The sequence below is a fragment of the Ruegeria sp. BE9 genome (genome assembly GCF_056538765.1).
This window is the reverse complement of record NZ_JBQFTS010000002.1, coordinates 474,597-499,180: the sequence shown is the minus strand read 5'-3', so window position 1 is coordinate 499,180 and position 24,584 is coordinate 474,597. Positions and strand designations below refer to the sequence as shown.

General features: G+C 55.8%; 21 protein-coding genes and 1 tRNA gene. 12 read left to right on the top strand and 10 right to left on the bottom strand.

Going from position 1 to position 24,584, the window contains the following annotated elements; translation table 11 throughout:
- Positions 1-133: 133 nt before the first annotated feature.
- Entirely contained in the window at positions 134-1,954 is a 1,821-nt protein-coding gene (locus ACR0EO_RS09075; RefSeq protein WP_480689087.1) for an ABC transporter transmembrane domain-containing protein, read from the bottom strand.
- A gap of 129 nt (positions 1,955-2,083) precedes the next feature.
- Positions 2,084-2,158: transfer RNA gene (locus tag ACR0EO_RS09070), tRNA-Gly, on the bottom strand.
- Positions 2,159-2,658: 500 nt separating this feature from the next.
- On the opposite strand from ACR0EO_RS09070, the gene ACR0EO_RS09065 reads away from it, so the two are divergent.
- Positions 2,659-4,548 carry a PhoX family protein gene (locus tag ACR0EO_RS09065; protein ID WP_480689085.1) on the top strand — a complete coding sequence of 630 codons (1,890 nt, stop codon included), beginning with the start codon at positions 2,659-2,661 and terminating at the stop codon, positions 4,546-4,548.
- A gap of 55 nt (positions 4,549-4,603) precedes the next feature.
- Here ACR0EO_RS09065 and ACR0EO_RS09060 read toward each other — a convergent pair whose 3' ends face one another.
- Both ACR0EO_RS09060 and ACR0EO_RS09055 read right to left on the bottom strand, forming a co-directional pair.
- Positions 4,604-5,170 carry a tetratricopeptide repeat protein gene (locus tag ACR0EO_RS09060; RefSeq protein WP_480689083.1) on the bottom strand — a complete coding sequence of 189 codons (567 nt, stop codon included), beginning with the start codon at positions 5,168-5,170 and terminating at the stop codon, positions 4,604-4,606.
- A 30-nt stretch (positions 5,171-5,200) separates the two neighbouring features.
- Positions 5,201-5,689: an Lrp/AsnC family transcriptional regulator gene (locus ACR0EO_RS09055; RefSeq protein ID WP_480689081.1), complete on the bottom strand. Its 489-nt coding sequence runs from the start codon at positions 5,687-5,689 to the stop codon at positions 5,201-5,203.
- A gap of 102 nt (positions 5,690-5,791) precedes the next feature.
- Here ACR0EO_RS09055 and putA point away from each other — a divergent pair, with 102 nt between their 5' ends.
- On the top strand, positions 5,792-9,193 hold the full coding sequence (gene putA, locus ACR0EO_RS09050; protein WP_480689079.1) for a bifunctional proline dehydrogenase/L-glutamate gamma-semialdehyde dehydrogenase PutA: 3,402 nt from the start codon (positions 5,792-5,794) through the stop codon (positions 9,191-9,193).
- Positions 9,194-9,235: 42 nt separating this feature from the next.
- Positions 9,236-9,979 (top strand): rhomboid family intramembrane serine protease, encoded by a 744-nt coding sequence (locus ACR0EO_RS09045; protein ID WP_480689077.1) that lies wholly within the window; start codon positions 9,236-9,238, stop codon positions 9,977-9,979.
- Positions 9,980-9,982: 3 nt separating this feature from the next.
- Here ACR0EO_RS09045 and ACR0EO_RS09040 read toward each other — a convergent pair whose 3' ends face one another.
- A complete protein-coding gene (locus tag ACR0EO_RS09040) occupies positions 9,983-10,813 on the bottom strand; it encodes an IclR family transcriptional regulator (RefSeq protein ID WP_480689075.1) in 831 nt (276 codons plus the stop codon).
- 189 nt (positions 10,814-11,002) lie between these two features.
- Between ACR0EO_RS09040 and bhcA the strand changes: the two genes are divergently transcribed.
- Genes bhcA through bhcD form a run of 4 tightly spaced genes read left to right on the top strand, consistent with a single transcriptional unit; the run spans position 11,003 to position 15,350 of the window.
- Complete coding sequence (gene bhcA, locus ACR0EO_RS09035; RefSeq protein WP_480689072.1) at positions 11,003-12,193, top strand: L-aspartate--glyoxylate aminotransferase BhcA; 1,191 nt, start codon at positions 11,003-11,005, stop codon at positions 12,191-12,193.
- Between the two features lie 11 nt (positions 12,194-12,204).
- Positions 12,205-13,191, top strand: coding sequence for a beta-hydroxyaspartate dehydratase BhcB (gene bhcB, locus ACR0EO_RS09030; RefSeq protein WP_480689070.1), 987 nt, complete (start codon positions 12,205-12,207; stop codon positions 13,189-13,191).
- The gene (gene bhcC / locus ACR0EO_RS09025; protein ID WP_480689068.1) at positions 13,188-14,351 is read left to right on the top strand and encodes a 3-hydroxy-D-aspartate aldolase BhcC; all 1,164 of its coding nucleotides are present in this window, start codon (positions 13,188-13,190) and stop codon (positions 14,349-14,351) included. The genes bhcB and bhcC overlap by 4 nt, the downstream gene beginning before the upstream one ends.
- A 15-nt stretch (positions 14,352-14,366) precedes the next feature.
- The gene (gene bhcD / locus ACR0EO_RS09020; RefSeq protein ID WP_480689066.1) at positions 14,367-15,350 is read left to right on the top strand and encodes an iminosuccinate reductase BhcD; all 984 of its coding nucleotides are present in this window, start codon (positions 14,367-14,369) and stop codon (positions 15,348-15,350) included.
- Positions 15,351-15,405: 55 nt separating this feature from the next.
- Here bhcD and ACR0EO_RS09015 read toward each other — a convergent pair whose 3' ends face one another.
- Together ACR0EO_RS09015 and ACR0EO_RS09010 are read right to left on the bottom strand one after the other, a co-directional pair.
- On the bottom strand, positions 15,406-16,191 hold the full coding sequence (locus ACR0EO_RS09015; protein WP_480689064.1) for an inositol monophosphatase family protein: 786 nt from the start codon (positions 16,189-16,191) through the stop codon (positions 15,406-15,408).
- Positions 16,192-16,287: 96 nt separating this feature from the next.
- Positions 16,288-17,193, bottom strand: coding sequence for a LysR family transcriptional regulator (locus ACR0EO_RS09010; protein ID WP_480689746.1), 906 nt, complete (start codon positions 17,191-17,193; stop codon positions 16,288-16,290).
- Between the two features lie 94 nt (positions 17,194-17,287).
- Here ACR0EO_RS09010 and metF point away from each other — a divergent pair, with 94 nt between their 5' ends.
- Positions 17,288-18,154, top strand: coding sequence for a methylenetetrahydrofolate reductase [NAD(P)H] (gene metF / locus ACR0EO_RS09005; protein ID WP_480689062.1), 867 nt, complete (start codon positions 17,288-17,290; stop codon positions 18,152-18,154).
- 215 nt (positions 18,155-18,369) lie between these two features.
- Complete coding sequence (locus ACR0EO_RS09000) at positions 18,370-19,023, top strand: DnaJ domain-containing protein (protein ID WP_480689060.1); 654 nt, start codon at positions 18,370-18,372, stop codon at positions 19,021-19,023.
- Between the two features lie 55 nt (positions 19,024-19,078).
- Here the strand turns inward: ACR0EO_RS09000 and ACR0EO_RS08995 are convergent, their stop codons facing one another.
- Positions 19,079-19,597: a YHS domain-containing (seleno)protein gene (locus ACR0EO_RS08995; protein ID WP_480689058.1), complete on the bottom strand. Its 519-nt coding sequence runs from the start codon at positions 19,595-19,597 to the stop codon at positions 19,079-19,081.
- Between the two features lie 248 nt (positions 19,598-19,845).
- Here ACR0EO_RS08995 and yghU point away from each other — a divergent pair, with 248 nt between their 5' ends.
- Positions 19,846-20,724, top strand: a complete 879-nt coding sequence (gene yghU / locus ACR0EO_RS08990; RefSeq protein WP_480689056.1) for a glutathione-dependent disulfide-bond oxidoreductase — start codon at positions 19,846-19,848, stop codon at positions 20,722-20,724.
- Positions 20,725-20,774: 50 nt separating this feature from the next.
- Here the strand turns inward: yghU and ACR0EO_RS08985 are convergent, their stop codons facing one another.
- Together ACR0EO_RS08985 and ACR0EO_RS08980 are read right to left on the bottom strand one after the other, a co-directional pair.
- On the bottom strand, positions 20,775-21,563 hold the full coding sequence (locus tag ACR0EO_RS08985) for an SseB family protein (protein WP_480689054.1): 789 nt from the start codon (positions 21,561-21,563) through the stop codon (positions 20,775-20,777).
- Entirely contained in the window at positions 21,556-22,143 is a 588-nt protein-coding gene (locus tag ACR0EO_RS08980) for a uracil-DNA glycosylase family protein (protein ID WP_480689052.1), read from the bottom strand. The genes ACR0EO_RS08985 and ACR0EO_RS08980 overlap by 8 nt, the downstream gene beginning before the upstream one ends.
- A 229-nt stretch (positions 22,144-22,372) precedes the next feature.
- Here ACR0EO_RS08980 and ACR0EO_RS08975 point away from each other — a divergent pair, with 229 nt between their 5' ends.
- On the top strand, positions 22,373-23,032 hold the full coding sequence (locus ACR0EO_RS08975) for an ABC transporter ATP-binding protein (RefSeq protein ID WP_480689050.1): 660 nt from the start codon (positions 22,373-22,375) through the stop codon (positions 23,030-23,032).
- Positions 23,010-24,584, top strand: coding sequence for a KpsE/RkpR family capsule polysaccharide export protein (locus tag ACR0EO_RS08970; RefSeq protein ID WP_480689048.1), 1,575 nt, complete (start codon positions 23,010-23,012; stop codon positions 24,582-24,584). The genes ACR0EO_RS08975 and ACR0EO_RS08970 overlap by 23 nt, the downstream gene beginning before the upstream one ends.

Sequence of the window (24,584 nt, the reverse complement as noted above, 5' to 3'; positions counted from 1 at the left end):
GTGTCCGGCACAGGTTTTGTATCCATCGCCAAGATGGAAGCAAAACCGCGCGGGTTCAAGAAAGGCTTAGAGGTGAAGCGCCCAAAGGTGTAGAATTACGCTACGGAGTGAAACAAATTGCCCCCGCGTCACTTTATTCTGCGGCAATACCGTCTGTGAACTGAAGACGGGCCAGTCTCGCATAGAGACCATCCTGCGCAACCAGGTCTTCATGCGTTCCCTGCGCAACGATGCGACCAGCCTCCATTACCACAATACGGTCGGCTTTTTTAACAGTCGCCAAACGGTGGGCAACGATCAGTGTGGTCCGGCCAGCGCGCATTTGGTCGACGGCACCCTGCACCGCACGTTCACTTTCAGCGTCCAGAGCCGAAGTAGCCTCATCCAGCAGCAGAACAGGTGCATCTCGCAGAATGGCGCGGGCAATCGCGATGCGCTGCTTTTGACCGCCAGACAGCATCACGCCACGCTCGCCGACAAAACTGTCATAGCCTTCTGGAAGTGCGGAAATGAAGTCATGCGCAGCTGCGGCACGCGCTGCTTCTTCGACTTCGGCATCCGTTGCATCAAGGCGGCCAAAGCGGATGTTTTCACGCGCGGACGTGGCAAAAATCACGGGGTCCTGAGGGACCAGCGCCATGTGACTGCGAAATTCGGCACGGTCAATATCGCGCAAATCTACACCATCCAGGCGGACAGACCCGGCCTCAGGATCATAGAACCGCTGGATCATTTGAATCACGGTTGTTTTGCCCGCACCTGACGGGCCAACAAAGGCCACAGTCTCGCCCGGGCTGACCCGAAGCGTCATTTCATCCAGCGCAACAACGTCGGGCCGAGAAGGATAGCTGAAGGTCACCTCGTCAAAGAGTATTTCCCCACGTACAGGTGTTGGCAACGACTTGGCTTTGGACGGGTCGGTGACAGTGTCTTCGGCATTAAGCAACTCGACCAAGCGTTCGGTTGCACCTGCGGCGCGTTGCAACTCGCTCCAGATTTCTGACAGGGCGGCAACGGACCCGGCCATGATGATCGAATAGATAACGAACTGGATCAAAACGCCTTCGGTCATGACCCCGTTGCGCACATCATTCGCACCCATCCAAAGCACACCGACGATGCCCGAGAAGACTAGGAAAATGACAATAACAGTCAGAATAGCCCGAGTTTGAATGCGGCGGAGCGAAACAACATAGGAGGTCTCGGTCATTTCGCCGAACTGCTTGCGGCTGGCCTGTTCGTGGGTAAAGGCCTGTACGGTCTGAACTGCGCCCAGCGCCTCACCGGCATTTCCCGACGAGGCTGCAATCCAATCCTGATTTTCCCGACTGATAACCCGCAGACGGCGTCCCAAAAAGAGAATCGGCACCACCACCATCGGGATCAGCAAAAGAACCATGCCGGTCAGCTTGGCCGACGTTAAAAGCATCAATGCCAGCCCACCGATAAACATCAGAAGGTTACGCAGCGCGATTGAAACCGAAGAGCCGATAACCGACTGGATCAACGTCGTATCAGTAGTAATCCGGCTCAGAACTTCACCGGTCATGATGCGTTCGTAGAACTCGGGGCTCATCCCGATGACGCGGTCGAATACGGCCTTGCGGATATCGGCTACGACCCGCTCGCCCAGTTTGGTGACCAGCGCATAACGGATGCCGGTTCCAACGGCCAGAATCGCGGCGATAACCAAAGCCGCCAGAAAGTACCAATCCAACAGCTCGCCATCAGCGATGCGGAAATTGTCAACGACCCGGCGGACAGCCAAAGGCAACGTTAACGTCATGCTGGCCGTCAGTACCAACGCCAATGTCGCGCCGATCATCAACAGCTTGTACGGCTTCATAAAGGGCCACAACGATCCCAACACGCCGATCTTCTTGGATCTAGCGCGCTCTTCGCTGGCACCAGGCGCGGGTTTGTTTGCTGGACTGGCGGAAGCGGATTTTGCCATGTCTGGCCCTTGTATCGTGATCGCACTTGAGTGACCGCTTCTAGGCGTCACTAAGACACCTGGTCAAGCAACGTAAGGCGATTTGGCCACGATGGAGGGCTATTTGACGCAGTTTTTAGGGGCTGACTTTGGAGCGGGCGGCGGGAATCGAACCCGCTTCATCAGCTTGGAAGGCTGAGGTAATAGCCAGTATACGACGCCCGCTCAGCGCAGGTCGGTTTATGCGATGCGTTTGGTGGCGTCAAGCGCCGTTCGACACCCAAAATCAAATTCCCTGCATGGCGCTCGCTGGCGCTCCGATTCCAAAGCCCGCAGACCAAACAGCGTTTACCTAAATGTCACGCAATCCAGGGGCAGATTCATAAATGAATTTGGTGTTATTTTGCATGATCGCCCAGGGCTTTCAGCACTTCATCAGGCATTCTTTTTCTACCAAATCCATTGAAACAAAGGATATCGCACTAGCTCGGCGCCATCCGGTCCTTGGCAAAACCAACGATCCTGCCAGTCAGCATACGTCAAAGCGGTATACACAAGAGGTTGTTCGCTTCAACTCAATGGCCGCCCCCCACCGCCCTTCAGCGCGTCACAAACCATCTAACCCTGACAAATGACTTCCTCGCATTAATGTTGTTGTTAAGAACCTGTCACAAAGGCATCCTAAATCGCATTCATCCACTTTTTTAGACAGCCAGGAGCCATCCATGAAAGACGTTGACCCCACCACACTTTCCGCCGACGAATGGGACGAGCTGCACTTCCCCCGCCCCGAAAAAAACGACTTTGACCGCGTAGTTGAAAAAGCCATCTCCCGTCGTGGGTTCCTGGCCGGTGTCGTAGCCTTTGGCTCTGGCGCGGCCGCAATGGGCGCAGGCCTGATGAGTTCGACAGCGGTGCAAGCGGCGTCCACCTCGCGCTTTGCATTCACTCCAATCGCGGCACAGACCGATGGTACCGTCCATGTGCCAGAGGGGTACGATTGGAAAGTTCTTATGAGCTGGGGCGACCCTCTATTTTCGGACGCGGACGGCTATGACATTACCGAGGGCGGCCCCGTAGAAAACTCGGACAAGGTCTTTGGCGAAAACACTGACGGAATGGAAACCTTCTCCTTCCAAGGTCATGAGCTAATCGCGATCAACCACGAATACCCCAACCGCAAGATCAACCTGCCCGCCGCAAATGAAGGTGTTCCGGCAAACGCAGGCGATGTTCTAAAGCTGCAAAACCTGCAGGGCGTCACCGTGATGGAAATCACCGAAGGCCCCGATGGATGGTCGGTTGTAAAAGACAGCCCCTTCAACCGCCGTATTCATCACAACACACCGATGAAAATCGTTGGCCCCGCCGCTGGTCATGATCTGCTGAAGACCGAAGCAGACCCAACTGGCACCTCCTCGTTGGGTACTATGAACAACTGTGGCTCGGGTAAAACACCTTGGGGCACCTACCTAACCTGTGAAGAGAACTTCAACGGTTACTTCGGCTCCAGCGACGAGGCTGCGGAATACGACCAGAAGGTCGCCGACGGCTTTCAACGCTACGGCGTGAAAGCAACGAGCTGGAACGGCTACGAGCTCTTCGATCCGCGCTTTGACACCTCGAAAAACCCGAACGAACCACACCGCGCAGGCTGGATCGTTGAAATCGATCCGACCAAGCCAGACAGCACTCCGGTCAAACACACCGGTCTGGGCCGTTTCAAGCATGAGAATGCCGAGGTAACGCTGGCTGCGGATGGTCGTGTCGTGGTCTATATGGGTGACGATGAGCGTGGCGAATACCTCTACAAGTTCGTCTCCAACAACGCTTATGCACCGGGTGTCGACACCGAGAACCTGCTAAACGACGGAACCCTGTTTGTTGCCAAGTTCAACGAAGACATGAGCGGTGAGTGGCTGCCGCTGACACCGGAAACGACCGGCATGGACGCGGCTGAGATCCTGATCTTTACCCGTATGGCTGCCTCGGAGGCTGGCGGCACCACAATGGACCGCCCGGAATGGGTGGCTTCCAGCCCTGTCGCGGCCGAGGCTTACTGCTGCCTGACAAACAATAAGAACCGAGGCGTGAAACCAAACGCCGGGGGCGATGACACGTCTGCTAACCCGGCAAACCCGCGTGAGGCCAACAAGTACGGTCAAATCGTGCGCTGGCGGCCGACCGATGAGGATCACGCGGCGACCGGCTTTGACTGGGACCTGTATGTGATGGCAGGCAACCCGACCGTACATTCGGACGACCGCGCAGGTTCGGCCAACGTGAATGAAGGCAACCTATTCAACTCACCGGACGGCATGTCCATCGACTCCACCGGTCTGGTCTGGATTCAAACGGACGGCAATGACGGCAACGAAGAGGATTTCGCAGGGAACGGTAATAACCAGATGCTGGTTGGTGACCCGATCACCGGTGAAATCGTGCGCTTTATGACCGGCCCGAACGGTTGCGAGGTAACGGGCCTGACATGGTCAGCCGACATGCGCACCATGTTTGTCGGCATCCAGCATCCGGGCAGCAATTGGCCCGATGGTGGTACACCACGGTCATCGATCATCACGATCAAACGCACAGATAATGGTCTGGTAGGCTAAGTTCTAAAACACGCCTGAAAACTCCCCTGAGCCAAAGTCTTCGGGGGCGTTTTCTTTAGATCTCTTCGCCCAGCGGCTCTAACGGGCCTCCGGGCCCTGCAAGATGACGTTCGGCCAGCCATGGGTTCAGCATCAACGCTTGCGACAAGGCCTCTCGTGCCTCTTCTATGCGTTGTAAGCCCAATAGAGTAAGTGCTCTACCGCTGATGGCGGCAACGTGGTTAGGCGACAGTTCGATTGCACGTTCTAAGTCCGGCAGCGCTGAGCTGTAGTCCCTCAGCAAATAATGCGCGAAGGCACGTTGGTTGTATCCCTCCGCATAAAGCGGACAGTATTCGATGACTGTATTAAAATCGTCGATTGCCCCCAGAAAGTCTCCAGAGTTCAGGCGCAACATCCCGCGATCTAGAGCGCTTTGCGACTGCTCGTCAGGGGCATCTCTCCAAAACTCCCACATCTGACTGGAAAATTCGCGCGCATCTTGCTCAGTCGGGGCCGCACGGATCTTTTCAAGCAGGGCCGTTAGGTCGTCGGAATGATCGGGTACTTCGGGGCATTCTGCCGCCGCACCGGCGGACATCGAGACAACAAGCAAGAGAGTGGCTGAAGCAAGTTTTTTCATTGTCCAAAGGTGATGCGCTTTGGCCCAACGTCAACCCATGCCTTCGATCTCGCCCGACAAACCAGTTTCTTTCACTGCCTCCATCGCAACGAAGGTTGATGTATTCGCGACATGTGGCAGCGATGAAATCTTCTCGGCCAAAACAGTCCGGTATTCGGTCATAGACCCCGTGCGAATTTTCAACAGATAATCGAAATTGGACGCGATCATATGAGCTTGTTCGATTTCAGCCACTTTGCGAACTGCCGAATTGAACTCGGCCAACGCCTTTTCCCGCGTGTCGGTCAGACGCACCTCGACAAAAGCCACATGATCCAAACCCAACCGGATCGGATCCAACAAGGCGCGGTAGCCGGTGATAATACCGTCGGCCTCCAATTTCTTGAGACGCGCCTGTGTGGGTGACTTCGACAATCCGATCTGACGAGCGAGATCCGCCACTGAAATGCGCCCGTCTTGCGCCAGAATCGTTAGGATGGCGCGATCAAACCGATCCAGACCGGGAAAGTCTTTTTGCATCTTCAATCCTCGAATATTCAGTCCAATTGACTTTCATTCCCGCAATATAAGCCGATTGTCCCGACTTTTCGACTGTATACTCATCAAAAGACCGGAGGATTCATGTCTCACAGCCTGCGCACCCACATCGACAACCAAACCTATGCTGACCAGACCGCCGTTCTGGATGCTTTGATCACTCAAGCCGATCTGTCCGAGGCTGATCGCTCTGCCATCTGCGCGGCCGCCGCGCAGCTCGTGCGAGATATCCGATCCAGTACTTCGCCGGGCATGATGGAAGTGTTTTTGGCCGAGTATGGCCTGTCCACCGATGAAGGTGTCGCGCTGATGTGTTTGGCCGAAGCGCTGCTGCGGGTTCCGGATGCCGACACGATTGACGCACTGATCGAAGACAAGATCGCGCCTTCAGACTGGGGAAGGCACTTGGGGCGGTCCTCATCATCGCTGGTCAATGCCTCGACATGGGCGCTGATGCTGACCGGTAAGGTTTTGGACGAAGGCAAGACATCCCCTGTCAGCGCCCTGCGTGGCGCAATCAAGCGGCTGGGTGAGCCGGTGATCAGAACCGCCGTAGGGCGCGCGATGAAAGAAATGGGGCGCCAGTTTGTTTTGGGGGAAACCATTCAGTCGGCCATGAACCGTGCCAGCGGGATGGAGGCCAAGGGCTATACCTATTCTTATGACATGTTGGGCGAAGCGGCTCGGACCGAGGCAGACGCCGCCCGCTACCACCTGTCTTATTCGCGTGCGATTGCCGCCATCGCAGATGCTTGTACACACGATGATATTCGGGCCAACCCAGGGATTTCCGTCAAGCTATCAGCTTTGCACCCGCGCTATGAGCTGGCGCAAGAACAGCAGGTGATGGACGAATTGGTACCGCGACTGAGAGCGTTGTGCCTTTTGGCAAAAGCCGCTGGCATGGGCCTGAACGTAGACGCCGAAGAGGCTGACCGTCTTTCCCTCTCTCTGCAAGTGATCGAAGCTGTCATGGCCGAACCTGCTCTTGTGGGCTGGGACGGTTTTGGCATCGTCGTACAGGCATATGGGCCCCGTGCCGCTATCGTTCTGGATACGCTCTACGACATGGCGGAACGCCACGACCGCAAGCTCATGGTGCGGCTGGTTAAGGGTGCCTATTGGGACACCGAAATCAAGCGCGCACAGGTCGAAGGCGTCGATGGCTTCCCGGTTTTCACTCACAAGGCGGCAACGGACGTTTCCTACATTGCCAATGCTCGCAAACTGCTGAGCATGACCGACAGAATCTACCCGCAATTCGCGACCCACAACGCGCACACGGTCAGTGCCATCCTTCACATGGCGGATGGTCAGCCGTTCGAATTCCAGCGTCTGCATGGCATGGGTGAGACCTTACACCAGATCGTCAAAGATCAGGGTAACACGCGCTGTAGGATTTATGCTCCGGTAGGTGCCCACCGTGACCTTCTGGCATATCTTGTCCGGCGCCTGTTGGAGAACGGGGCAAACTCATCTTTTGTAAACCAGATTGTGGATGAAAACGTCCCACCGGAGGAGGTGGCCGCGGACCCGTTCCTGACAATTAATGAACCCAAGCCGAACTTGCCGACCGGCCCCGAATTGTTTCAGCCTGAAAGGCCCAATTCGCGTGGTTTCGATCTGCAGCATACACCAACTCTTGATCGGATTGATGCCGCGCGCGACGCATTTCGATCGCATCACTGGTATGCGCTGCCACTGCTTTCGGATGCGGCGCACCCCGAACAGGATCAACCGATCACGAATCCAGCACAACCGCAGGATCGACCGGGCGCGGTCGGCCAAGCAAGCACGCGAGATGTCGAGCTTGCTCTGGCATCTGCGTCACCGTGGCAAGTGTCGGCCAGCGATCGATCCCGCATTCTGAACACGGCAGCCGACCTCTACGAGACGCACTACGGTGAGCTTTTTGCCTTGTTGGCGCGGGAGGCTGGGAAATCCGTACCTGACGCTGTGGCCGAATTGCGTGAGGCGGTTGATTTCCTGCGCTATTACGCCGCCAACATCCCAGAAGCAGAACCAGCGGGCATCTTCACGTGCATCAGCCCATGGAACTTTCCCCTGGCTATTTTCACTGGTCAGATTTCCGCAGCTCTGGCCACAGGAAACGCAGTGCTGGCCAAGCCTGCTCCGCAGACGCCATTGATTGCGCACCGCGCAGTACAATTGTTGCACGAGGCTGGGGTGCCACGTGACGTATTGCAGCTATTGCCGGGAGGGCCATTGGTAGGCGCAGCGTTGACTTCGGATCCGCGCGTTTCGGGCGTAGCCTTTACAGGGTCTACAGCGACTGCGCTAAAGATTCGCGCATCGATGGCCGACAACTTGCGCCCGGGAACGCCGTTGATTGCCGAAACCGGTGGATTGAACGCAATGATTGTGGACAGTACTGCGCTGCCGGAACAGGCGGTGCAGTCCATAATCGAAAGCGCCTTTCAGTCCGCCGGGCAGCGTTGTTCGGCTCTACGCTGCCTCTACGTTCAAGAGGATATTGCCGACGACCTTCTTACCATGCTGACTGGGGCGATAGACGCACTGAACGTCGGAGAGCCTTGGCTGATATCGACCGATTGTGGCCCCGTCATCGACGAGACAGCGCGACATGGCATTGAGGAGCATATCGCAACAGCTCGTACTGAAGGGCGTGTTCTAAAGGAATTGAACACTCCGCCCGAAGGCACCTTTGTCGCGCCGACCCTGATCGAGATCCCGGGCATTGCGGCGCTTGAGCGCGAAGTCTTTGGGCCGGTGCTGCACGTGGTACGGTTCAAAGCATCAGAAATTGATCAGGTCATCGACGATATCAACGCAACTGGTTATGGCCTGACTTTCGGTCTGCACACCCGCATAGACGACAGGGTGCAGCACATTACCGAAGCCGTCCACGCAGGCAACATTTATGTCAATCGAAACCAGATTGGCGCCATTGTCGGGTCACAGCCATTTGGTGGTGAAGGGCTGTCAGGCACAGGCCCCAAAGCGGGTGGGCCAAACTACATGGCCAGGTTCTGCGCTCCGAACCGTCAAAGCATCGACCAGGAATGGCAGGACAACATGAGTGAACTGCCGGCACCGCAGGGCCAACCCAGCGCTGTGCAAACCCAGTCTTTGCCAGGCCCCACTGGGGAGTCCAACCGCCTGAGTGAATTCCCCCGAGCACCGCTGTTGTGCATGGGTCCAGGTGCTGAAGCGGTGAAGGCGCAAGCGGACGCAGTGAAGGCACTGGGCGGCACCTCCATCTGTGCCACTGGAATGCTCGACCTGCACAGATTGGAGAACACTCCGGGTATTTCAGGAGTTCTTTGGTGGGGAGACGAAGAAACCGCGCGCGAGATAGAACGTCATCTGGCACGCCGTGACGGACCTATTCTCCCGCTCATCCCCGGCCAGCCAGACAAGGCTCGGGTAATCGGCGAGCGTCACGTTTGCGTCGACACCACCGCCGCCGGAGGCAATGCGGCTTTGTTGGGAGGTGCGTCGTAACCATACCTTGACGCTGGGCTGGGAAAAGCCCAGCGTCGCCCCATGTTTCCGATCCGAGATCATAACCCGTCTGGCCGCACACCCTATGTCGTCTATGCTCTGATGGCGGCCAATATAGTGGTCTTCCTCGGTTATGTGGGGAACATGGACAACGCCCCTTTCATAAACCGGCTATATTTCGACTATGCCGTCATTCCTGCGCGAATTACTGACGGGTTTGCGTTTGAAACACTGGTGACATCAATGTTCCTCCACGGCGGATGGATGCACCTTGCTGGGAACATGCTCTTCCTATGGATCTTTGGTGACAACCTCGAAGACGCAATGGGTCACCTGACCTTTTTGCTGTTTTATCTACTCGCAGGGGTCGGAGCCGGGTTGATCCACGTTGCCACCGCGCCAGATTCGGTGGTTCCGACCATTGGCGCATCGGGTGCTATTGCCGGCGTTATGGGGGGATACCTGCTTTTGTTCCCCAAAGCCCGGGTGGATATTCTGCTGGTGCTTGTTGTCTATTTCCGTGTGTTCACAGTGCCCGCTTTTGTCATGCTGGGTGTCTGGCTGGGCATGCAATTCGTGGGAAGCCTCGCAAGCAACCCAGACGAAGGCGGCGTAGCCTATTGGGCGCATACTGGCGGGTTTTTAGTTGGCCTCATCCTATGTATCCCGCTTTGGCTGAAACGTGGCGGCATTCAATATTGGGGCCGCACACACGGCCACCCTCCCCACCCCGAGCACAAATACAAGCTGACCAAATCCCGCATTCCACGAGTCCCCCGCAAGTAGGCATTACCCTTGCAGGCGTTCAGGAAGCCGACCTCCGCTCAGATGCGTGATCTCTTGAGCGGCGATACGAACCAGTTCCCCCAATTCAGGGACGCGATCCGCGTTGAAGCGCACTGTTGGCCCCGAAACTGAAATCCCGGCGCAGGGTTCTGCACGATCATTATAAATCGCGGCGCCAATGCAGGACATGCCCTCGTATCGCTCCTCGCGGTCATGCGACCAGCCGCGCTCTCGAGTTTCAGTCAGATCCGCAATCAACCCGTCACCGGGCACAAGGGTTTGCGATGTAAAAGGTTCAGGGTCGGCTGTATTCAGGACCTTATTCATCACCGCCTCATTCATCGCTGCAAGAATAGCCTTGCCTGTACCCGACGCATACATCGGCGTTCGTGCTCCTGGTGGAAAAAACGCTCGGATCGGGTTCGGCGTTTCCACTTGCCCGACAAAGACAACTTCGGCCCCGTCAGGGACAGCAAGGTTCGCCGTTTCACCACTGTCTTGCATAAGCCGCCGCAAAATGGGGCGCCCGATCTCAAGCACACTGTTACGCCGCAGAAACGATGCCCCTGTCCGGTAAGCCTCGATCCCAATCATCCACTCTTGGCGTTCGTCATCAAAGGTCACAAACCCATGCTTTTGCAGCGTGATCAGAATTCGATGCGTTGTAGCCGTAGGAACGCCAACCTCTCGTGCCAGATCACTGAGCGCCGCGCGCTCTAAATTGGCAACCGTTGTCAAAACGCCTAACGCACGATCCAATGATTGCATGGTACCGGCAGAGCTTTCCTTGAACAGCGACTTGGGCCTGCCGCGCGGTCTTTTCTGACTTTCCATTGGCTCTCTCCCCCTTCACTCGACTGATTTTTTCACATCCGGCTTTATTCAACCCCGAAAATGAAAAACGAAAAATACAATATTTTCAGATTATTATGATTTTAATGACAAAAATGAAAATATTTTTCAAGAAAATTGCACCTCGCAGCAGGCTCAAGGATACTGATCCCGAAAGCGGAGGAACCAGAGATGTCCAACCAAAACCCGGTCTTCATTCCCGGCCCGACCAACATTCCAGACCGTCTGCGGCTGGCCATGCACGTCCAGACACAGGATCACCGCGCGCCTGACTTTGTCGAAACTTTTGCACCCGTTCTTGAGGAAACAAAAAAGGTGTTTGGCACCACCACCGGGCAAGTTGTGACCTTCCCTGCCAGCGGCACCGGAGGTTGGGAAGCCGCAATTACCAACACTCTCAGCCCGGGCGATACCGTCCTGGTGGCGCGCTATGGCGTCTTTAGCCATCGTTGGATCGACATGTGCGAGCGTCATGGATTGAATGTCCGGATTGTTGAGTGTGATTGGGGCAGCGGTGCTCCGGCAGATCGATTCCAGGAGATACTGGCCCAAGACAAGGCACATGAAATCCGCGCCGTTCTGGTCACTCACAACGAAACGGCAACCGGAGTTCTTTCCGATATTGCGGCAGTACGAAAGGCGATGGACAGTGCCAAGCACCCTGCAATGCTGTTCGTAGATTGCGTCAGCTCGTTGGCATCAATGCCCTTTGCATTTGATCAATGGGGCGTGGATATCGCCATTTCGGGCTCACAAAAAGGGTTCATGCTTGCTACAGGCATGGCAATCCTGTGCGTCAGCCCAAAGGCACAGGAGGCAATGAACTCAGCGAAGCTGCCGAGAACGTTCTTTGATTTTAGCGACATGATGGCTGCCAACGCATCAGGTGGATTTCCATACACGCCGCCTCTTCAGTTGATCTACGGCCTGCGCGAAAGCCTGAAAATGCTGTTCGAGGAAGGCTTGGAGAACGTCTATGCGCGGCACTTCCGTTTAGCCGAGGGTGTTCGACGCGCAGTCGACGCCTGGGGGCTGAAGCTGGTGGCACAGTCACCTGATCTATACTCCGATACGGTCAGCGCGATTTACGTACCCGAGGGCTATGACAGCAATGTCCTGACTGATCATGCCTTCAACAACTACGGGGTGTCCTTTGGCGTTGGGCTGGGTCAACTGAACGGTAAGGCCTTCCGTATTGGCCATCTGGGTAGCCTGACGGATGTCATGGTTCTGTCCGGCCTCAGCACCGTCGAAATGGCAATGGCGGATCTGAATTATCCGATCAAACTGGGCAGCGGCGTTGCCGCCGCACAAGACTATTTCCGCACCGGTTCATCGGGCAGCGCAAAAGCCGCCGCATAAGGAGAATGACGATGTTGGATCAAATACCTGCGGCGAGCCTCACTATCGACGACATGCGCGCAGCACATGCGCGGATTAAGCCCTACATCCGGCGCACTCCGGTGATGGTGTCAGATTACTTGAATGATCTGACGGGTGCGCAACTGTTCTTCAAATGTGAGAACTTTCAGGAAGCCGGCGCGTTCAAAGTGCGGGGGGCCTGCAACGCTGTATTTGGCCTGAGCGACGAAATGGCGGCCAAGGGGGTCTGCACGCATTCCAGCGGCAATCACGCCCTCTCACTGTCCTATGCCGCCGGTCAGCGTGGCATCCCATGCAACGTGGTCATGCCCCGCACGGCCCCGCAAGCCAAGAAAGACGCTGTTCGCCGGTTTGGAGGCACAATCACCGAATGCGAACCCTCCACTTCGTCTCGCGAGGCCACGTTTGCTGAGGTCCAGGCCAGAACGGGCGGTGAATTCGTCCATCCCTACAATGATCCGCGCGTTATCGCCGGGCAAGCCACGTGTTCTGCCGAACTGCTAGAGCAAACTGGAGGGGTGGACGCCGTGATTGCTCCTATCGGTGGGGGTGGAATGGTATCGGGCACCTGCCTGACGGTTTCGAACCTTGCGCCCGAAACGTCGATCTATGCAGCCGAGCCGGAACAGGCGGATGATGCGTACCGCTCGTTCAAGGCAGGTCACATCATCGCTGACGACGCCCCTAAGACCGTAGCAGACGGGCTGTTGGTGCCGCTGAAGGAAAACACCTGGCACTTTGTATCTAACAACGTGACTGACATCTTCACTGCTTCCGAAGACGAAATCGTCGAAGCGATGAAACTCACCTGGAAATACCTGCGTGTTGTGATGGAGCCGTCTTCTGCGGTGCCCTTGGCAACCATTCTCAAAAACCCCGACGTGTTTCGGGGCAAGCGCGTCGGGGCGATCATCACCGGCGGCAACGTGGATCTGGACAAACTGCCCTGGCTGAAAGGGCAAGGAGGAGCAAAATGAACAAGCCCGTGAACATCAAAGAGCTCGAAGTCGGCTTCGATATCCCTGCTGCTATCGGAATGGACGAAAGCGAGATTCAGACCCCTTGCCTGATACTTGACCTGGATGCGCTGGAGCGGAACATCAAGAAAATGGGCGACTACGCCAAGGCTCATGGCATGCGCCATCGGGTGCACGGCAAAATGCACAAATCGGTAGATGTAGCCAAGCTTCAAGAAAAGCTTGGCGGCGCGGTCGGCGTCTGCTGTCAGAAGGTCTCGGAGGCCGAGGTATTCGCGCGAGGCGGTATCAAGGACATCCTCGTTTCTAACCAGGTACGCGATCCGGCCAAGATCGACCGCCTCGCACAATTGCCGAAATACGGTGCGCGCACGATTGTTTGCGTCGATGACTTTGAAAACATCGCCGATCTTTCTGAAGCAGCTTCGCGGAATGGCACCGAGTTAGAAGTGTTTGTTGAAATCGACTGCGGCGCGGGACGCTGTGGTGTGACAACCACCGCTGCTGTCGTTGAAATAGCCAAGGCGGTCGAGACTGCGCCCAACCTAAAATTCACCGGCATTCAGGCCTATCAGGGCGCGATGCAGCATCTCGACACTTATGAGGCCCGGAAAGAGAAGCTGGACACGGCGATTGCCATGGTCAAGGACGCCGTGGAAGGCCTACAGGCGGAGGGCATCGAATGTGAGTTGGTTTCGGGTGGCGGCACTGGATCCTACTATTTCGAGAGCAACTCAGGCGTTTACAATGAACTCCAGTGCGGGTCGTACGCCTTTATGGACGCTGACTATGGCCGAATTCTCGACAAGGACGGCAAGCGGATCGATCAAGGCGAATGGGAAAACGCGCTGTTCATTCTGACCAGTGTCATGAGCCACGCCAAGACGGACAAGGCGATCTGCGACGCGGGCCTCAAGGCCCAGTCCGTCGATAGCGGCCTGCCCTTTATCTACGGGCGCGACGACGTCGAATACCTAAAATGCTCGGACGAACACGGTGTAATCGGAGACCCAGATGGGGTCCTGAAGGTGAACGACAAACTACGTCTGGTTCCCGGCCACTGTGACCCGACATGTAACGTGCACGATTGGTACGTCGGTGTGCGCGGTGGAAAGGTAGAGGCGCTTTGGCCAGTCTCCGCGCGCGGAAAGGCCTATTGAGCAATGAGGGATATCATGAACACACAAGATGGCCTGTTAATCGTTGGCGAGGATCTTTGCGAACAACTTGTTGGCCGCGCACAAGCTTTTGACGCCGTTCAGTCCGTCTTTGGCGCGATGGCCAGCGGCGCAGCTCGCAACTTCCCCGTGGTACGTGAGGCGCTTGAGTATGCAGACGCGCTGTATGGGTTCAAGTCCGGTTTTGATCGGGATGGGCAGGTGCTGGGGGTTAAGTCAGGAGGCTATTGGCCCGGCAATGCTGATCAAGGGCTAACCAATCACCAATCCACAGTATTTCTGTTCGACCCCGATAGCGGGAGGTTATCCGCGCTCGTGGGCGGCAACTATCTGACAGCTGTTCGAACTGCGGCCTCTTCTGCCGTGTCGATCGCGCATCTTGCACGTAAGGACGCCAAAGTTCTGGGGATGGTTGGCGCGGGGCATCAATCTACGTTCCAGCTTCGCGCAGCAGCCGAACAGCGTGAGTTCGAAAAAGTCGTGGCATGGAATCCGCATCCTGACATGCTTCCACGCTTGGCCGCTGTTGCCGAGGAGATTGGACTGGAGTTCGAGGCCGTCAGCCAACAGGAACTGGGTGCTCAGGCGGACGTGATCATAACCATCACATCAGCGTTTGAGCCTCTGCTAATGAAGAACTGGATCAAACCCGGAACGCACCTCGCCTGCATGGGCACCGACACCAAGGGCAAGATGGAAGTTGATCCGGCTCTGGTCGCTTCGGCTACCGTATTCACCGATGAAGTTGCCCAGTCCGTAACAATAGGTGAAGCACAGCATGCGATTGAAACTGGTGCGCTCAGGGAAACTGAGATTACGCCTATCGGTGCCGTCATCAACGGTGACCACCCGGGTCGGACCGGGGATGATGAAATCACACTGTTCGATGGCACTGGCGTAGGGCTGCAAGACCTTGCTGTCGCATCTGTTGCCGCTCGTTTGGCTAGCGAAGCTGGGTTGGCGCAGCGCGCCGCACTTTGAAACAAAAAAGCGCGCCTCGATCGGGGCGCGCTTGATCAACAAGTATCTCGGCCAATCAGCCTCGGATCACCTTGGCAAACTGATCAAAGATCGGTTCATTCGAGCAGATGACTTCGCCATCTTCCAGAATGCTACCTTCGGGATTCAGCGCCTGCACAAAACCACCAGCTTCTTTAACGATGATAATACCGGCGGCCAAATCCCAGGCATTCAAGCGACGTTCCCAAAAACCTTCGTAGCGGCCAGCGGCCACGTAGGCCATGTCCAGCGCCGCAGCACCCCAACGGCGCACACCGGCACAAGCAGGCATCAGGCGGGCCAGGTCTTGCAGAGTTGCAGGCAAATCCGAACGGCCGCCAAAAGGCAGACCGGTCGAGAAGATCGACTCGATCATCCGGTGACGACCCGAAACACGAATGCGAGTGTCATTCATCCACGCACCCTCGCCTTTTTCGGCAAAGAACATTTCGTCTTTCGCCGCGTCATAGATCACACCGGCAACAATTTTACCCTTGTGTTCCAGCGCAATGGAAACTGCCCAATGAGGCAAACCGTGCAGGAAATTGGTGGTGCCGTCCAACGGATCCACAATCCAGCGGCGGGTCGGATCTTCGCCATCAATGCTGCCGCCTTCTTCGGCCAGCCAGCCATAGGTTGGACGTGCGCCGAGCAGTTCCTCTTTCAGGATCGCTTCGGCTGCAATGTCAGCCTTGGAGACAAAGTCACCTGCGCCTTTCATCGACACCTGAAGGTTCTCGACTTCACGAAAATCCTTGACCAAAGAACGCCCCGCTTTGCGCGCGGCTTTGATCATGATGTTGAGGTTTGCACTGCCTACCATTGTCCAAAGGCTCCTGTCCGGTCAAACCGCGCGTATACTGGGGCAATGCGCCCTTGCCAAGAGGAATGATGCGCATAGCAGACCCGCGTTATGCGCCTATTGCGCCTGCAGCTTGCGCGCCTCGGTTCCAGCCAATTCGATCAGCTCTTGCACAAAGGGTTTTTCAAGATCTTCGGTACGGACTGCAGCATAAAGCCTGCGGGTAATCCCATCCTTGGTCAACGGCCGGGTGACATAGTCTGAATTGTACTTTACCTCACGCACGACCCAGTCGGGCAATACCGACACACCTCGGTTCGACGCAACCAGCAACAGGATCACCGCAGTAAGCTCTACCTGACGGATCGCAGCGGGTTCAACGCGAGCGGGGATCAGCAACTGACTGAAGACATCCAGCCGCGTGCGTTCGACCGGATAGGTGATCAAAGTCTGGCCCCGGAAATCCTCGGCTTCGATATACTCTTTCTGAGCCAGCGGATGTGACGACGCCGCAACGAACACCGCGTCATAGTCGAAAAGTTCGATGAACTCGACGCCCGGCAGGTCCTCAGGGTCGGATGAGACGACTAGATCAACCTCTTCTTTCTGCAAAGCGGGCAAAGCATCAAAGGCCAGCCCCGGCCGGATATCGACATCTACATCTCCCCAAGACTTACGGAAGGATTCGAGCACCGGGAATAGCCACTCGAAACAAGCGTGGCATTCGATGGCAATATGCATCCGTCCCGTACGCCCATCTCGTAGCGAGGAGAATTCCTGTTGCGTGGCCTCGACCTGCGGCAGAATCTGTTCCGCCAACCGCAACAGCCGCAATCCTGCTGCCGACAGCTTCATTGGCTTGGACCGGCGCAGGAACAGCTCCACTCCGGCCTGATCCTCCAACCCCTTGATCTGATGGCTTAACGCGGATTGCGTGATATTCAGCTGATCCGCTGCGCGGGCCAGCCCACCACATTCATGGATGGCTTTAATAGTTCGCAGATGCCGGAACTCGATGTGCATTGTTGTGAGACTCATGTTGTTCTTGAGTAATATGAATTTGTCTCACAATGCTCAAACTGGCACAAGAGCCTCAGATAGGACCTGTGAGGCAAAAATGACGACACCAGAGATTTCATTCGAGTTTTTCCCGCCACAAACGCTCGAGGCGTCGTTCCGCCTTTGGGATACGGTTCAAACGCTCGCTCCTCTCGAACCGCGCTTTGTGTCGGTCACCTATGGTGCTGGCGGTACGACCCGGGACCTGACGCGCGACGCTGTTGCCACGCTGCACAAGTCCTCGGGCTTGCCTGTTGCTGCCCACCTGACCTGTGTAAACGCAACGCGCGAAGAAACGCTGAACATTGCCGATACCTTTGCGAAAGCAGGCGTGCGTGACATCGTTGCACTGCGTGGAGACCCGCCAAAAGGGCAAGACCGGTTTGAGCCTCATCCTGATGGGTTCGCAAACTCCGTTGAACTGATATCGGCTTTGGCTGAAACCGATAAATTCATCATCCGTGTTGGGGCTTACCCAGACATTCATCCCGAAGCACAAAACGCGCATACAGATGTAGATTGGCTCAAAGCCAAGCTGGACGCCGGTGCAGACGAAGCTTTGACTCAGTTCTTTTTCGAGGCTGACACCTTCTTTCGGTTCCGGGATGCCTGTGCAAAAGCCGGAATCGACAAACCTATCGTGCCGGGCATCCTGCCCATCGAGAACTGGAAAGGTGCTCGAAACTTTGCCCGTCGTTGCGGAACACGGATCCCTGAATGGTTGGATCAGGCTTTTGAGAAGGCGATCCGCGACGATCGTGAGGATTTGCTGGCAACTGCCTTATGCACTGAACTGTGTTCGGATCTGATTGAGGGCGGCGTCGACAAGTTGCATTTCTACACGTTGAACCGGCCTGAATTGACACGTGACGTATGCTTCGCCCTAGGCATCACTCCAAAAGCCGAACTGCAAAACGTCGCCTAAACATCAACTGTAAGACGTTTGGTTCCCGGAGGCTGCATGGCCTTCGGGATTTTTTGTGTGACATCCGAAAAATCGGCGGCCACCAAGCCAATGGACAATTGAACCTGTATCCGGCGATTGTTCTGCGTGTCGCTATAAACTTCTAATTGAATTTGACAAATTCGTGATCCTGCCCAAACTGAACTCGTGTTGTTTGTTTAAAGAGTGAATTGGGTATGGAGCCTGTTGAGAAAATCAAGGCACGCGCAGAAGCATTGACTGCTCTGGGCTTGGATCAAAACGCCGGTTCAGATGAAATCCGCGACGCTTGGCGCCACATTGCGTTTCACGCACATCCTGACCACACCAATGGTGATTGCACAAGATTTGCCCGCGCCAAGGAGGCTTATGACCTGTTGCGTCGAGAAGGTTTGACCACAAGGGGTCAGGCTTCGGGCAAGCCACGCCGTCCAAAGCTGCGTAAACGTGTGATTGAGCTGGAGACCGCAGATATCGACGCCTGTCGCACCCTGCTGAATACCGCTTTGTCGCACAACCCAGAGGGGCGTGGGCCGGACACAGACACCCAAACGATAACCGAGACCGATCATGTACCGGACGCCGTCGGGTTTCATGGCCGCGACCTGACCTATTTTGTCTCAACTCCGGTTTGCGAAGGTTCTAACCGCGTGGCTCTGCCGACATCGCTTTTGGCTGCTGCGAGACGAATGGAGACCGAGTTACTGAGTTTTCAGTCAAATGACGCCGGCGCCGGTGAGGTAGTGGTTCCTGAGACAATCACGGCCCGCAAGTTTCCAGGTGCCCGGAGTGTTCGCATCAAGTTTGAGGCCGATCAACAGATGCGTGACGATTTCTGGCTAGCAAGCTGATTTCACAAAAAAGCCCGGCGTTTGACGGCCGGGCTTTATGGTCATGAGTGGCCAATTAGTTCGAAACCGGACCTTGCGAGGTGAACTTAGGGATAACGCTGCTCGATGCGTCAGCACCTTCGATTCCCGGCCAGTTGCCTTCTGCCAGGTTGATATTGCCCGGAACGTCTTCTTCCCAGAAGCCAACAACAACATCCGTGATGTTCAGGTACAACTTGTCGTCAACAATCCGCCACAGATTTGGGTTCGCCGGAACTTTTCCGCCACGTGAGACGCCATATGCGCAGTGCCCATCGTATTGAGGTGCATAGTAGGCTGGGTTCTCAAGGAATTTGTCGCGGTTTTCTTCGGACGCGAAGGCCCATGTAGCGCCATTGTAATCAGCGGTGAATTCAGAACGGCCACGAACAGCTTCGGGCTGTGACTGGCCAACTGGAACCTGATCCAGACTGCGATAAGCAACGACGTCATAGCCTGAAACAGCGTATCCGGTGCCATCCACGTATTGATCACCGGCAAAAGCCGGAACTGCCAGGGTCAGAGCTGTCGCCAGGGTCAGGGCAAAGCGTTTCATGTGGTCAATCCTCTCGTCCTCAGAGTTGGTAATCAGCCCGAACCTCGGGTCTGTGAAAAGAATAGGTATTTTCCCTTCGTTGGGCAGTCCTCCTCGCGGCGCTGTGAGGTCGAATGAAGAAACGTGAGAGGATATACCCCGTTTGTTACAAAACCACCGTCACGTCCGGGGTTGGACTCGGGGCTTTGCAACATTAGCTGTTTAGGCGAACGGACAATTCAAACGAACTTTGCTGAGAGAGGCAGAAAATGACCGAGCAATCCACTTACACTCCCCCTAAGGTCTGGACATGGGACAGCAAGAGTGGTGGGCAGTTTGCCAATATCAACCGCCCGATTTCCGGGGCCACCCATGACAAGGACCTACCGGTCGGACGCCACCCCCTTCAGCTTTATTCGTTAGCAACCCCAAACGGCGTCAAAGTCACGGTAATGCTGGAAGAGCTTTTGGCGCTGGGTCATGAAGGCGCAGAATACAATGCGTGGCTGATCAATATCGGCGAAGGCGATCAGTTCAGCTCGGGTTTCGTTGAGGCCAACCCGAACTCAAAAATCCCTGCGTTATGGGACAGATCCGGTGAAAAACCGATGCGCGTTTTCGAAAGCGCCTCGATCCTGTTCCACTTGGCCGAAAAGTTTGACGCGTTTCTGCCGAAGTCAGGCCCCGAACGTACCGAGGTTATGAACTGGGTATTCTGGCAAATGGGAAGCGCACCTTATCTGGGCGGCGGCTTTGGTCACTTTTACGCGTATGCACCGGAAAAATGGGAATACCCCATCAACCGTTTCGCCATGGAGACCAAGCGCCAACTCGACGTTCTGGACCGGCAATTGGCCGAGAACACCTATATCGCGGGCGAGGACTACACCATCGCCGACATGGCAATTTGGCCTTGGTATGGGCAGTTGGTTCTGGGCCGCCTGTACAGCGCTGCCGAATTCCTGGATGTCGAATCCTATAAGAACGTGATGCGTTGGGCCAAGGCGATCGACGCGCGCCCCGCGGTTAAGCGCGGCCGCATGGTCAATCGCGCGTTCGGAGAGCCCCACACTCAGCTGCACGAGCGCCACGACGCCAGCGACTTTGAAACTCGCACGCAGGACAAGCTTGAAGCTGCGGCAGAATAAAACCCCAGCGCCCTGCGGTTAACACATCGCAGGGCGCAGCTTGATTACGCTCATTTCAAAATTGGTGGTTTCTCTGGATCACTGCCTGGTATCACCTGAGTGACGACGCGCTCTTCGGGTTGCGGCAAATCGAACCGAAGCCCAACTCTTGCCAACGACGCAGCGGCTTGATCATGTTGAGCAAAAAAGCCCACATCCATCGCACCAGCTTCGATACCAGAAAACGTAAGCGCTTCGGACGCGGCCTTGGCAAGCGCGGGCTCAGCTCCATCAACCGCACCTACAAAGCCTAGAAGATGGCCGGACCCGCCCTCTTCGGATTTGGTTCCCACCAAATACGCAGCTTGCGCCAACCCAACGGCTGTCGCCAATTTGGCGTCTAACGCCGTCAACAACTCATCTGGCAAACCCGTTGGAGGCAGGAATTCCGCCAAACGTTGCTCTACCTCTTCGGGGGCATGCTGCAATGTGGTCGACAACCAACCCAAAGCCTCAGCTGGAATCAACATAGACGAAGGCGCAACTTCGAGGTTTAACCCAAGGCCAATCCCCTGCCCCGCCAACATCGAAGACAGCACGCGACCGGACAATGCAACATACGGGACGGGGCGCTCTGCAAAACGGGCCAATCTGTCCTCCCGGTCAAAGGCCAGAACGAACCTGCCGTCTGCGACATCAAAAAGCTCGGGCGAAATGTTCTCGTCCTTCGCTTCTTCGGTTAGCAACAAAAAGAGCTCACTGTCGGCAAGCCGCTCAAAGAACCGTAATCGCGCGGAGTCATCCTGAGGGTTGGCTTCCATCCCGGCGTGGGCGACATCAAGGGCTGTGGCTTCAGTCATTCAGAACCTCTTGCACCCGTGCTCGTAAAACCGGCAACAGCTCGGCCTCGAACCACGGATTTTTATTCAACCATGCCGTATTCCGCCACGACGGATGGGGCAAGGCAAAGACCCGCGGCGCATGGTCTCGCCAATTTCGCACGGTTTCCGTGACTGGCGTGCGTACCTTTAGGTGGTATTTGTGTGCATGGCCTCCGACCAAAACAGTCAAAGGCACGTCCCCCAACGCCTGCATGACCCGGCCATGCCAAGTCTTTCCGCAGATCGCTGGGGGCGGCAAGTCAGCCTTCTTGGCATTGTAACCGGGAAAACAGAACGCCATCGGAACAATTGAAACTTGTGAACGATCGTAAAAAACGGAGCCATCTATCCCCAACCATTCACGCAACCGGTCACCAGACGGGTCGGTGAACGGACGCCCTGATGCGTGAACACGCGCCCCCGGCGCCTGACCGGCAATCAGGATCGGTGCGCCGGGCTGAAACCACACCACAGGGCGTGGTTCGTGTGCCGTCTGGGTGGACGCAAACCTATCCGCGCAAATGCGACAGGATTCTATTTCTTTCTGCAGCGAATTCATCAGATCGCAAGGTTTCCTGCATCAGACTTGTTGAAGATCGAATTGAAAGATAGTCAACGCGAGGGCTTGGTCCAACCGGTGCAAAGGTCACAATAGCGCCGGGACTCCAAGGTGCGCATTGATCATTTGTTTCACAATTCGACATAATGTGGCCAACATGGACCCATAGGTTAACCGTTACTTCGCCGTCACCACCGGCGGACAAGAAAACAAGAGCAGCAGGCTGTGAATGCTTGAGTTTGAGAATGTCAGTAAGTCCTTCTGGACCGGGACACGCCGCAAGGTGATCCTGGACAGGGTCTCGTTCCGAATCGAGCTGGGCAAATCCGTCGGCATTCTGGCCCCTAACGGCACAGGTAAGACAACCCTGATCAACATGATGGCCGGTTTGGAAAAACCTGACGAAGGGGTGATCCGCAAGTCTTGCCGAATTTCATTTCCTATGGGCTTTACTGGTGGTGTGGCTGGCAAAATGTCCGCACTGGAAAACGCGCGTTACATCGCGAAAATCTACGGCATGGACCCTGACTACGTTGAGGCCTATTGCAACTGGCTTTGCGACCTCGGCGAGTATTTCGACCAACCCATGGCAACATACTCATCGGGGATGAAGGCGCGCTTTACATTCGCGCTCATGCTGGCCCTGGATTTTGACATGTATCTGATCGACGAGGGGATGCCTGCGACGACAGATGTCGAATTCAACCGCAAGGCGGGTGACATTCTCAAAGAACGGTTGCGGACAACCACTCTGGTTATCGTATCACACAGCCCATCCCTTCTCGAAAAGTTTGCCCAGCAAGCGGCAGTTCTTATAGACGGCCAACTTTACATGTTCGACACCTTGGAAGAGGCGAAACAGCTATATGACTACCAAACCCAAGGCTAAAAAATACAACTGGCGCCGTAAACGTCAGGGGGCTGGCACGCCAGAGGCGCGGTCGGACGCGATCGCGCGCATCAAAAAGGCAACGCAGGCAACAGATGCCGCGAACGAGGCCCAGCCTGCGACCGAGATTGACGAGATCAAGCGTGAAGGGCTGACCGGGCGCCAATTGCGCATCGCGCGACGCTTGGCGCAAAAAAATGGTTTGGCTGCAACTTCGGATTATGATGCCGTTCGTTTACTCCGCCAAAATGGGATAGACCCGTTCGAACGCGCCAGTCTGCTTGACCTCGCGGCCGAGAAGAATAGCGCGGAAGATCAAGCCAAAGACAAGATCACCATCCAGCTACCGCAGACGATCAAAGACAACTCGCATTCGCTGCCGGGGAAAGAACTTAGCCCGTCTGAGAGGCGCAATCTTGAAATTGGAGACATTCAAAAAGAGATTGCGCGCCGACGAAAACGCAAGCTATTTGCGCTGTTTGCACGACTGGCAGCCTTTGTTTTGCTCCCAACCTTAATTGTCGGTTTCTATTTCTATAGAATCGCTACGCCAATGTATGCGAGTGACTCGGCCTTTTCGATCTTGCAGGCAGATGGCGCTGGGGCGTCGTTCGGAGGATTTCTGGCAGGCACGCAATACGCCACCGCACAGGACTCTGTTGCTACGCAAGAATTTCTGGAATCGAAAGATGCTCTTGTAAGGCTTGAGAACGACACGGGTTTTTCCGAAGTTTTCAGCCAGGATTGGATTGATCCGATCCAACGCTTGCCCAAGGACGCGAGCCTTGAGGACACCTATAAGCTGTACAAGCGTATGGTCACCATCGGCTATGACCCCAGTGACGGCATTATCCGAATGGAGGTCGCGGCACCAAGCTCCGAGATCGCCGTTGAATTGTCAGAACTCCTGCTGTCCTACGCAGAAGATACGATCAATGGGCTGAGCGAAATCAAGCGCGCAGACCAAATGCAGCAAGCTATGGCCAGCTTTGAGATGGCTCAGGAAGAGCGCCGGAAGGCGCAAGAAGAATTGATCGAATTGCAGCTACAGGGTGCTGTTTTGGATCCGGAAAACGTCTTAGCCGGGCTGCGGGGGCGCATCAATGAAATCGAGGTACTGATTCAGGACAAGGAACTCCAACTAGCAGCCCTACTGGACAACCTTCGTCCTAACGCCGCCAAGGTAGAGGGTGTTCGCGCGGATATTGAGCGTCTGGAAGTGGTTCTTGCAGAATTGAACGCCGAAATGCTTGACGTGTCGGCAGGTGAAAACTCGCTGGCGCGTCTGAGCGTTCGCATCCAGATGGCCCAAGCTGATCTCGCAGCGCGTGATATGATGATGCAGACAGCCATGGAACAAATGGAAACCACGCGAACCGAAGCCAACCGCAAAGTGCGTTATCTGACCGTTTCCGTGAACCCCGTGGCCAGCGAAGAGCCTAGCTATCCGCGCAAGTTCGAAAATACGATTTTGGCTTTCCTGTTGTTTGCTGGTATTTACCTGATGATCTCGCTTACCGCGTCGGTCCTTCGTGAACAGGTATCCTCGTAA